Below are 8,210 nucleotides of genomic sequence, written 5' to 3' on the forward strand. Positions count from 1 at the left end.
GGTGCGTGATGTGTTCTTGCAGAATGAGGACGGGACACCGAGTACCCAGCTTAAAAAGCGTATCTATGATTTGAAGTGCAGTCTGCATGGTGGAATTATCCCCGTGTCCGTACCGCCAGAAGTACCGTTAAGGGAATTTCCGTACAATGCAGTTGTGGAACTTGTCAATCCAGTAGCCGATACGGTATCACGAAAAACCTATACAGGTGCAGATGTGGACTGGTATGTAAAGGCAGAGGATATTGTGTTGAAGAATAAAGGCAATCAGAACGCAGGTAATCCACAGAACCCTACACCGCAGGGACAACAGAAAAAATAGGATTGCCGAGTAAAAATTATATTGTAGAGCATACTGCATAACGGTATAATTATTTCATATCAAATATAATGGAGTGATGAAAATGAAGCATATCTTAATTGTTGATGATGATATTCATATAAACAAAATGTTGGACGAAGTTTTAGTACATGAAAGATATATGGTTTCCCATGCTTACTCTGGTACAGAAGCATTATTATTTTTAGCAGATACAAAACCAGATTTGATTTTGCTAGACTTAATGTTACCGGGATTGTCTGGGGAAGAATTATTACCACAAATATCAGATATTCCCATTATTGTTATGAGTGCAAAAGTAGATGTTGAAGATAAGGTATCTCTTTTACTTGGTGGTGCAGTTGATTATGTTACTAAGCCTTTTGATACAAAAGAATTATTGGCAAGAATTACTGTTGCACTTAGAGTTAAAACACCCTCATTAAACAGAACATTAGAATTTGAAGATATTACATTGGATACATTTACTTATGAAGTGTTCATAGAGGACAAAAAAGTAAAACTGACGAGAACGGAATATGCTATTTTGAAATTGTTAATACAAAATCCGAAGCAAGTTATTGTAAAGTCATTTCTTTTAGAAAAAATTAGTGAGGACACACCAGACTGTACTGAAAGCTCATTAAAAATGCACATTAGTAATTTAAGAAAAAAACTTCGTGATATAAGTGGAAAAGATTATATTGAAGCTGTTTGGGGAATTGGATTTAAAATGAGAACAGAATAAATCTTTACTGTTTCTTTACTGTTTTCTTTACCGCTTTCTTTACTCTTACAAGATAGAATAACTATATCAGAAAACAGGAGGTAAAAATCATGGAATATGTTCTTAAAACAAATTCTTTATGTAAGAACTACGGGCATTTTAAAGCACTCAACGGCTTATCAATGAATGTGCCTAAAGGTTCGATTTATGGTCTTATCGGCAAAAACGGAGCAGGCAAAACAACTCTTATACGGTTGATATGTGGTTTACAAGAGCCTACATCTGGCGACTATGTTCTTTATGGCAAAAAGCACATAGATAAGGACATTACAAAATCTCGTCGCAGAATGGGAGCAATCGTAGAAACACCGTCAATTTATGTTGATTTAACAGCGTATGAAAATTTAAAGGAGCAATACAAAGTATTAGGTATTCCCTCTGATGATGGAATTTCCGAAATATTAAAATTAGTTGGTCTTGAAAATACGGGAAATAAAAAAACAAAAAATTTTTCTCTTGGTATGCGTCAAAGACTAGGTATTGCGGTTGCTCTTGCAGGTTCGCCAGATTTTCTCGTTCTTGATGAGCCAGTCAATGGACTTGACCCACAAGGAATTATAGAAATTAGGGAATTGATCTTGAAGCTCAATCAAGAACATGGAATTACCGTTTTGATTTCTAGTCATATATTAGACGAGCTATCAAAACTGGCAACATACTATGGCTTTATTGACAATGGTAAAATGATAAAACAGATTAGCTCTATTGAATTGGAAAGTAAATGCCGAAAATGTACTCATTTAAAAGTATCAAGCACAAAAACCCTTGCTTATGTTTTAGACACTATGAACATTGAATATAAAATACTTTCTAATACAGAAGCGGATATTTTTGAAAAAGTTAATATTTCAAAATTAACGACAGAATTATCCAAAAAAGATTGTGAAGTTATTTCGATACATGAACATGATGAAAGTTTAGAAAGTTATTTTGTTAGCTTGGTAGGGGGTGCAAGACATGAATAAATTATTATCTGCTAATTTCTTTCGATTAAGGAAAAATAAATGTTTTAGGGGTTCATTAGCTTTTATGTTTGTGATTGGAATAGCTAGCCCACTATTGAGATATAGGGATATGAAACAGTCTGGATATATCAATAATCTTGACAATGGATTTTTCATGTGTGCATTGTTCATAGGAATTATTCTTGCTGTATTTTGTAGTCTTTTTATCGGTACAGAACATAATGACGGAACAATCAGAAACAAAATTATCGTAGGACAGAAAAGAGAAACTATTTATTTATCAAATATGGTAACTTGTTCTATTATTGCAATTACAATGTGTATTGTGTTTTTTGTTCCGTATCTCAGCGTTGGAATTCCTTTACTTGGATTTTTTGTTGCTGATATGAAAATGATTGTAATGATAGGAATAACTGTCTTGGTTTTATCAGTTACATTTGCTTCTCTTTTCACACTTGTAGCAATGCTCTCTCAAAATAAAGCTATTATTGCAGTAGCTTGTATTCTATTTTCATTTGGGCTTTTGTTTGCTGGTGCAATGTGTAATAGAATGTTGGACGCTCCAAAAACTATTCCAGCTTATTCGATAGGAGAAAATGGAGAAAACACAGCTCAAGAAATGGAAAATCCAAAATATTTAGACGGAACAAAACGAGAAATTGTGCAATTCATTTATGATGTAAATCCAGGCGGTCAAGCAATTCAATGTTCAACAATGCAAGTTGTTAATTTAACACGATTGCCTATATATTCCTTAGTAATCGTTATACTTACAACTGGTGCAGGTGTTTGGATTTTCAAGAAAAAAGATTTAAAGTAAAGGAGTGAAAAATTATGCTATGGTTATGGCTTTTCATAAGTGGACTGATTTTAGTGATTGTCTTGTTACTTATCAAGATACATTTATTACGAAAATCTGCAAAAGAAATAGAATGTTCATTCGCTGAAAAGCTCATAACCGATAGTAATACTCTGATTGATATTTCAAGCAACGATAAATATATGTGTCATTTAGCAAATGAAATAAATATCCAGCTACGAAAGCTCCGAGCTGAACGCAGAAAATTTCAAAAAGGCGATATAGAATTAAAAAATGCTGTTACAAATGTTTCTCACGATTTACGCACACCGCTAACCGCAATATATGGCTATTTGGATTTACTTGAACAAGAAGAAAAAAGTGAAAAAGTGAATAGATATATTGCTGTCATAAAAAATCGTACAGAAATGCTAAAACAACTAACAGAAGAATTATTTCGTTATTCTGTGATTTTAACTTCAGAAGAAGATTTAAAAATTGAACCTATTACTATTAACAATGTATTAGAGGAAAGTATCGCTTCATTTTATACAATTTTAAAAGAAAAGCAAATTTCTCCTAAGATTATCATTCCACAGAAAAAGATAGTTCGTAATCTTGACCGTTCCGCATTATCAAGAATATTTGCAAATTTATTGAATAATGTGGTCAAGTACAGTAATGGTGATTTAGAAGTTACATTATTTGAAAATGGAGAAATTCATTTTATAAACCATGCTTCAAATTTGACTGAAATAGAAGTTGGAAAATTATTTGACCGATTTTATACAGTTAATAATGCTAGAAATTCAACTGGACTGGGATTGTCTATTTCAAAAGCATTAGTTGAAAAGATGAATGGTACAATTTCAGCCGAGTATAACAATGAAATGCTTAATATTTGCATTGTGTTTGATTTGTGAAAATAACTTTTTATAGCAGTTAGTCTTATGATTGACTGCTTTTTTCGTACCCAGAAAGGAGTGATTGATTTATGCGTAAGATTTGGAATAAAGGACACCGTATCAGAGCCAGCGACAAGCACCTTGTTTACCATTTTTCCATAGGAACGCTTCTGTTTATATTTGTGGCGGTTCTCCTGCTACTGAATATGAAACAGCTCATGCGTACCGATTGGGAGCATTTCAGCTTGTTAGAGAATGGCTTGACACTCTCCCCTTACAACTTCATAACCATACTGATAGCGACTGGTGCTTGTGTATTGGTCGCTTTTCTGTATTACCGCTTCTGTTACGACAGTTTCAAGAAGCTCCTGCACCGTCAAAAGCTGGCAAGAATGGTGTTGGAAAATAAGTGGTATGAAGCCGATACCGTACAAGACAGCGGTTTTTTTACTGACCTGCAAAGCAGATCAAGGGAAAAAATCGTCTGGTTTCCGAAGATTTATTATCAAATGGAAAAGGGACTGCTCCATATCCGCTGTGAAATCACGTTGGGAAAATATCAAGACCAGCTTTTACGGTTAGAGGATAAATTGGAAAGTGGTTTGTATTGTGAGCTGACCGACAAGACCTTGCATGACGGATATATCGAATATACTCTGCTTTATGATATGATAGCGAACCGTATTACCATTAATGAAGTACGTGCAGAGAACGGCTGTCTTAGACTGATGAAAAATCTTGTCTGGGAATATGACGCACTTCCTCATGCTCTGATTGCTGGTGGGACTGGTGGCGGTAAAACCTATTTTCTGCTGACGCTCATTGAAGCCCTACTGCATACTGACGCTATCCTTTACATTTTAGACCCTAAGAACAGCGACCTTGCAGACTTGGGAACAGTCATGCCTAATGTCTATCACACCAAAGAAGAAATGATTGAATGCGTCAATGCCTTTTATGAGGGCATGGTACGGCGAAGTGAGGAAATGAAGCAACACCCGAACTATAAGACGGGCGAAAACTACGCCTATCTGGGACTTCCACCCTGCTTTCTTATCTTTGATGAATATGTGGCGTTTTTTGAAATGTTGGGGACAAAAGAAAGCGTGAGCTTACTTAGCCAGTTAAAGAAAATCGTTATGTTAGGGCGACAAGCAGGTTATTTCCTTATTGTTGCCTGCCAGCGTCCAGACGCAAAGTATTTTTCAGATGGTATCAGAGATAACTTCAATTTCCGTGTGGGACTTGGGCGTATCAGCGAATTAGGTTACGGTATGCTGTTTGGTTCAGATGTGAAAAAGCAGTTTTTCCAGAAGCGTATCAAGGGGCGTGGCTATTGTGATGTGGGAACAAGTGTTATAAGTGAATTTTATACGCCTTTAGTCCCGAAAGGACATGATTTTTTGCAGACTATCGGTTCTCTTGCACAAGCAAGGCAGGACGTGACGGCGACGTGCGAAGCGAAAGGCGACGGCACGGACTAGCCGTTGCTGGTGTGGCGAAGCCACGCCAGCAGGTAAAACCCCTCGGTATCTAACAGAGGGGTACGTTTGCAAATGGACAATAGACAAAAAACATAGGAAACATAAGGCTTATCGCATAGTTTCCTTGCAAAATTCAGATGTGAAGTCGCCTTAAAAAACTTCACACTTTACAGATTGGGGGTATGGTTCTGAATGAAGAACAAGGAATAAAAGAATTACGGGAGAAACGGATTGCTTACGGTATCTCACAAGGCAGGCTGGCGTTGGCTTCTGGTATCACAAGGGAATATCTCAACAAGATAGAAAGCGGAAAAATGAAGCCGTCAAAGGAACTTCTTAATACTCTGCAAAAGGAACTGGCAAAGTTCAATCCAGAAGCACCGCTTACCATGCTGTTTGATTATGTAAAAATCCGTTTTCCCACGCTGGATATACAGCACATCATCAAAGATATATTAAAACTGAATATCAACTATATGCTCCATGAAGATTACGGACATTACAGTTATACGGAGCATTATTCTTTAGGGGACATCTTTATCTATACGTCGGCTGACGAAGAAAAGGGTGTCCTTTTAGAGTTAAAGGGGCGAGGTTGCCGACAGTTTGAAAGTTACTTGCTGGCACAGGAAAGAAGCTGGTATGACTTTCTCATGGACGCACTCGTAGACGGTGGTGTTATGAAGCGTATCGACCTTGCTATCAACGACCATATGGGCATTTTGGATATTCCAGAGCTTGCGGAAAAATGCAGGAAACGGGAATATATCGGAAAGTCCAGAAGTTACAAGTTTTACTTGTCGGGCGAGCTTATCAAGCATAGAGAGGACGACAGAGAATATATGGGGCGTACCCTTTATCTTGGTTCGCTGAAATCCGATGTGTATTTCTGTATCTATGAAAAGGACTATGAGCAGTACGTCAAGTTCGGGATACCGCTGGAAGAAGCCGATATTATTAACCGTTTTGAGATACGGCTTAGAAATGAACGAGCCTATTATGCAGTACGAGATTTGCTGACGTATTATGACGCAGAGCAGACCGCCTTTTCTATCATCAACCAGTATGTGCGGTTTGTTGATGAAGAACCCGACAAACGAAAAAGCGACTGGAAACTCAATGACCGCTGGGCTTGGTTTATCGGCGATAACAGACAGAGCTTGAAGCTGACGACAAAGCCAGAGCCGTACACCTTAGACCGCACGTTGCGTTGGGTACAACGGCAGGTAGCACCGACCTTGAAAATGCTGAAAAAGATTGATAAGGGAAATGGTACAGATTACATGGAAACAATCGAACAGCAGGCAAAGCTCACAGAAAAGCATGAAATGATAATCAAACAGCAGACGACCCCTGCAAAAGATTTAGTAGAAAGTTAGGAGTGATAAAAATGTGGGTATTATTAAAAGATTTCCTGCTGGTATCTATGGGAATGGGTATCGGTGTAGTCTTGATGTGTATTTTGAATGTCGGCAAAGAAGCTGACTATGAAATGAAACAATTAAAAGAAAGCGAGGACAATTAAATGAATTTCGGACAAAATTTGTATCAATGGTTTTTATCAAACGCACAGAGCTTAGTGCTTATGGCGATTGTGGTTATCGGTATCTACTTAGGGTTCAAGCGTGAGTTTTCCAAACTTATCGGCTTTTTGGTAGTTGCCTTGATTGCTGTCGGCTTGGTATTCAATGCTGGCGGTGTGAAAGATGTACTGTTAGAGCTGTTCAATAAGATTATCGGTGCATAAAATTTTATTGTGGGGCTGATGTATGGGTGCTATAATGTGAAAAAAGAAGTAATCGAGGTGTTCTATTTTGAATGAGAGAGAAAAAATTATTCGTTTATGGTTTGATATGTGGTTGAAACAGCAAGACTTAGGAATGGATAAAATTTTTACAGAAGATGTTGTTTATACGGAAAGCTGGTGTCCTAAATATGAAAATCTTAAAACAGTAAAACATTGGTTTAATGAATGGAATACTCGTGGTAAAGTCATTATTTGGGATATTAAACAGTTCTTTCATAAAGAAAATCAAACTGTCGTAGAATGGTATTTTAAAAATGAAATGAATACGGGAAGCGTTGAAGAATTTGACGGTATTTCCTTAATTGAATGGACAGAAGATAACAAAATCAAATCATTAAAAGAATATGGTTGCAATCTGAATAACTATAATCCATATCAACACAGCGATAACCCTCAATTTAGAGATGAAAAAACAAACTGGTTTTAAAACTTAATCAAATTATATCCATATACATAAAGCAGTTAGTCTTAGGATTGACTGCTTTTTTCTTACCTAAAATCAGATTGGAGTGATGACATGAACGATATTTTTAAGGATATGCAGGCAAAAGTCGGCTGTGAATACATTTCCGACCTGCCCTCTTACAAGCGTAAGGTGTGGCAGGAAATGAAACGACTGAACCCTGCCGACTATGAAGAAAGACAGTTAGAAGATTTTTCAAAGTATGTGTTTGGTATGTCGTACCAGACCTTACAAGATGTGATGAAACAACAGAAAGGACGTGAGGAACAATGCAGGAAACAAGGGTGCTGGTGGAAACGAAAGGAACAACTGGCGAAGAAACAATATCATACTGGTTTGAACTGCCGATAGATGTTGCCGAGTTTGAAGAAAAGTTAGGTGTCGGTGCAGAAAGTGGGGATTACCGTATTATCGAAAAGGTGTTGCCTTATGCTGATGAAGTCCACGAACATACAAGCGTGTACCAGCTCAACGAATTAGATTTTATGTACCGCCAGCTTTCAAGTGATATGCAGGAAGAATATGTATCACTACTTACGGTGTTTGAAAATTTAGAAGCACTTTATATTTGCAGGAACGTGATTACGGTTTATCCCAACTGCAAAAGCATGATAGATGTTGCAAAGCAAAAGCTGATGAACGACCCGACGTTCAAACATTTATCCGAGGACTGTCAAGCCTACT

12 protein-coding genes are annotated in these 8,210 nt (G+C 37.1%); all 12 read left to right on the forward strand.

Going from position 1 to position 8,210, the window contains the following annotated elements; all coding sequences use genetic code 11:
• Positions 1-319 (forward strand): YdcP family protein (locus OCV72_RS11125; RefSeq protein ID WP_070099635.1); only part of this gene is annotated, 319 nt, incomplete at its 5' end.
• An 82-nt stretch (positions 320-401) separates the two neighbouring features.
• On the forward strand, positions 402-1,064 hold the full coding sequence (locus OCV72_RS11130; RefSeq protein ID WP_028088146.1) for a response regulator transcription factor: 663 nt from the start codon (positions 402-404) through the stop codon (positions 1,062-1,064).
• Positions 1,065-1,153: 89 nt separating this feature from the next.
• Positions 1,154-2,068: an ATP-binding cassette domain-containing protein gene (locus OCV72_RS11135; protein ID WP_021739605.1), complete on the forward strand. Its 915-nt coding sequence runs from the start codon at positions 1,154-1,156 to the stop codon at positions 2,066-2,068.
• On the forward strand, positions 2,061-2,888 hold the full coding sequence (locus tag OCV72_RS11140) for an ABC transporter permease (protein ID WP_021739604.1): 828 nt from the start codon (positions 2,061-2,063) through the stop codon (positions 2,886-2,888). Before OCV72_RS11135 ends, OCV72_RS11140 begins: the two co-directional genes overlap by 8 nt.
• A gap of 11 nt (positions 2,889-2,899) precedes the next feature.
• Complete coding sequence (locus OCV72_RS11145; protein ID WP_109258290.1) at positions 2,900-3,790, forward strand: sensor histidine kinase; 891 nt, start codon at positions 2,900-2,902, stop codon at positions 3,788-3,790.
• A gap of 71 nt (positions 3,791-3,861) precedes the next feature.
• Positions 3,862-5,256: an FtsK/SpoIIIE domain-containing protein gene (locus OCV72_RS11150; protein WP_055283834.1), complete on the forward strand. Its 1,395-nt coding sequence runs from the start codon at positions 3,862-3,864 to the stop codon at positions 5,254-5,256.
• 182 nt (positions 5,257-5,438) lie between these two features.
• Positions 5,439-6,635, forward strand: a complete 1,197-nt coding sequence (gene mobT, locus OCV72_RS11155; RefSeq protein ID WP_055180183.1) for a MobT family relaxase — start codon at positions 5,439-5,441, stop codon at positions 6,633-6,635.
• 11 nt (positions 6,636-6,646) lie between these two features.
• Entirely contained in the window at positions 6,647-6,781 is a 135-nt protein-coding gene (locus OCV72_RS11160) for a DUF3789 domain-containing protein (RefSeq protein WP_009243011.1), read from the forward strand.
• Entirely contained in the window at positions 6,782-7,003 is a 222-nt protein-coding gene (locus OCV72_RS11165; protein WP_002323342.1) for a hypothetical protein, read from the forward strand.
• A 67-nt stretch (positions 7,004-7,070) separates the two neighbouring features.
• Positions 7,071-7,490: a nuclear transport factor 2 family protein gene (locus OCV72_RS11170; protein ID WP_009243012.1), complete on the forward strand. Its 420-nt coding sequence runs from the start codon at positions 7,071-7,073 to the stop codon at positions 7,488-7,490.
• Between the two features lie 90 nt (positions 7,491-7,580).
• Positions 7,581-7,877: a conjugal transfer protein gene (locus tag OCV72_RS11175; protein ID WP_081021054.1), complete on the forward strand. Its 297-nt coding sequence runs from the start codon at positions 7,581-7,583 to the stop codon at positions 7,875-7,877.
• Positions 7,796-8,210 (forward strand): antirestriction protein (locus tag OCV72_RS11180; protein ID WP_055283837.1); only part of this gene is annotated, 415 nt, incomplete at its 3' end. The genes OCV72_RS11175 and OCV72_RS11180, both read left to right, overlap by 82 nt.

The sequence above is a fragment of the Dorea amylophila genome, from assembly GCF_025567265.1.
Classification (GTDB): domain Bacteria; phylum Bacillota; class Clostridia; order Lachnospirales; family Lachnospiraceae; genus Dorea_A; species Dorea_A amylophila.

Bases quoted from the DNA above. Each gene is read 5' to 3' on its own strand.
- OCV72_RS11135 (WP_021739605.1), top strand. From the start codon at position 1,154: ATGGAATATGTTCTTAAAACAAATTCTTTATGTAAGAACTACGGGCAT.
- OCV72_RS11175 (WP_081021054.1), top strand. From the start codon at position 7,581: ATGAACGATATTTTTAAGGATATGCAGGCAAAAGTCGGCTGTGAATAC.
- OCV72_RS11150 (WP_055283834.1), top strand. From the start codon at position 3,862: ATGCGTAAGATTTGGAATAAAGGACACCGTATCAGAGCCAGCGACAAG.
- OCV72_RS11140 (WP_021739604.1), top strand. From the start codon at position 2,061: ATGAATAAATTATTATCTGCTAATTTCTTTCGATTAAGGAAAAATAAA.
- OCV72_RS11160 (WP_009243011.1), top strand. From the start codon at position 6,647: ATGTGGGTATTATTAAAAGATTTCCTGCTGGTATCTATGGGAATGGGT.
- OCV72_RS11130 (WP_028088146.1), top strand. From the start codon at position 402: ATGAAGCATATCTTAATTGTTGATGATGATATTCATATAAACAAAATG.
- mobT (WP_055180183.1), top strand. From the start codon at position 5,439: ATGGTTCTGAATGAAGAACAAGGAATAAAAGAATTACGGGAGAAACGG.
- OCV72_RS11165 (WP_002323342.1), top strand. From the start codon at position 6,782: ATGAATTTCGGACAAAATTTGTATCAATGGTTTTTATCAAACGCACAG.